This is a genomic window from Candidatus Phytoplasma sp. AldY-WA1 (assembly GCF_020312115.2).
GTDB classification, from domain to species: domain Bacteria; phylum Bacillota_I; class Bacilli_A; order Acholeplasmatales; family Acholeplasmataceae; genus Phytoplasma; species Phytoplasma vitis.
On the sequence record NZ_JAHRHX020000084.1, the window covers coordinates 1 to 2,052 of the forward strand.

At 32.8% G+C, this 2,052-nt stretch carries 1 protein-coding gene; it reads right to left on the reverse strand.

The genetic code is table 11. The features are described from left to right. Positions 1–2,052, reverse strand: a 2,052-nt coding sequence (locus tag KTO59_RS04080) for a DUF2963 domain-containing protein (protein ID WP_284928783.1), incomplete at both ends; no start/stop codon positions are given.

The window sequence follows — 2,052 nt, forward strand, 5'->3', positions numbered from 1 at the left end:
ATAGTCTGTTTTTTTGGTTAATTTTTCATTTTCATCGTATTCGTTGATGTAGTCGATAGCTAAGCCATTAGGGTAGTATTTTGTTTCTTTAGTTTTTTTATTGTTGTTGTATTCATTAATAAACTTAATAGTTACACCATCTTTTTGATAAATTGTTTCTTTAATTAATTTTTCATTTTCGTCGAATTCTTTGATACAATTGATTATTTGACCATCGGGTTGGTAGAATGTTTTTTTAACTAATTTTTCGTTTTTATCATAGTTATAAATTTTTCCAATAATTTTACTATTAGGATTATATTTTGTCTGTTTAACTATTTTTCCATTTTTGTCAAATTCAACATTTCGTTTAATAGTTTGGCCATCAGGGTAATATTCTATTGCTTTAGTTAGTTGGCCGTTTTCGTTGTATTCGGCGATTGATAAAATAGTTTGGCCGTTGGGGAAGTAGGTTGTTCGTTTAATTAATTTTTCGTTTTCGTTGTATTCTTTAATATAAAAAATATTTTTGTTGTCATACAAATATCTTGTCTTTTTAACTAATTTTTCACTTTTGTCACGTTCTTCAATTGTTTTGATAGTTTCATTATCTTTTTGGAAAATTATTTTTTTAGTTGTTTGCGGTGTTACAGTTCTAGTTGTTTGTATTCCAGTTGCTGTTGTTCCAGTTGGTGATGTTGTGCTAGCTGGTTGAACTGGTGGTGTTTGTGATCCAGTTGTTGTTGTTCCAGTTGGTGGTGTTGCACTAGCTGGTTGAACTGGTGGTGTTTGTGATCCAGTTTTTGTTGTTCCAGTTGTTGGTGTTGTGCTAGCTGGTTGTTGTTTTCTATGGTTGTCGATAATGTCTAATATACCAGTGTCTTTGTCTACTCTTAAACGGTATGCGGTTTTGATGTCGTCGATGTTGATTTGAGTTCGTGGTGGGGTTGTCTTGTTGCTTTCTAAAACAAGAGTACTAACAGCTTCGTCTAATACACCAGTTAAAATACGGTTTGCTCGTTTGTAAGGTGGTAATTCGTCTAATGCTCTATTAACAACGTTTAATAGGTAATCTTTGGCGTCGTCACTGTATGGGTTTTGACGTTTTTTGATTAAGAATTCTAACATCTTTTTACGATCTTCAAAATCACCTGGTTTGATTTCAATCATGTAACTAAATCTTGATTTGATGGCTTCGTCAATTTTGTTAATGTGGTTCGTTGCGCCCATTAAGAAAACTGGTTTTTTAGGATCGTTTTCATAACTTGTCATTTGAGCTTTAAATTCGTTAATGATATTCACGGTGTCGGCAGTGTTTTTAGATTGGTTATCAGTTAAATCTTTAAAAATCTCTTCACATTCATCAATGAAAATGATTGCTCCGCCTGATCTTTGTGCTTCTTTTCTTGCAGTAGCAAATAAATCACGAACCATTTGTGGGGCTTCACCAACTACTCCTTTTGAAAATTGAGATGCTGATGTGTTAAAAAAAGGTAAATTTGCTTCTTTTGCTAAAGCTTGTGCGAAAGTAGTTTTACCAGTACCAGCTACTCCGTGTAATAAAATACCAGTTGGTATTTTAACTTCTCCAATATTTGGAAAGTTTCCAATACTCTTTAAAAAATTTAAAAAACGATCTGCGGCTTCGCGTTCTTCTTTGAACCCGATTAATTTATCAAATGATGGCATTTTCGTTAAGTCAGTTTTTGGGAAATCTTCGTTATTTGATTGCGTTGGAGTTTGACTTATTGATGGGTTTTGAATGTTTTTTAATTCAACGGTAGATAAACGTTTTTCTAATTTATCTATTTTTTCTTTTTGTTCTTTATTTTGTTTATTAAGTGAACTAATTTCGTTATTGTTAGTCGGTTGAGGTTTTGTAGCTTTTAATTTATCAACGTCTTCTTTTATAGTAACTAGTTCGTCAACTAATGAAGTAATTGCTTCTTCATTTGATGATGCTTCCTCGTTTGTTTTTGCAGGTTGTGGTGTCGGTGCTTGTGTTGGTGTTTCAGATGCTGCTGGTGTTATAGTTGTTGGTGATTGTACTGGTGTTGGTGGTGTTCCAGATGA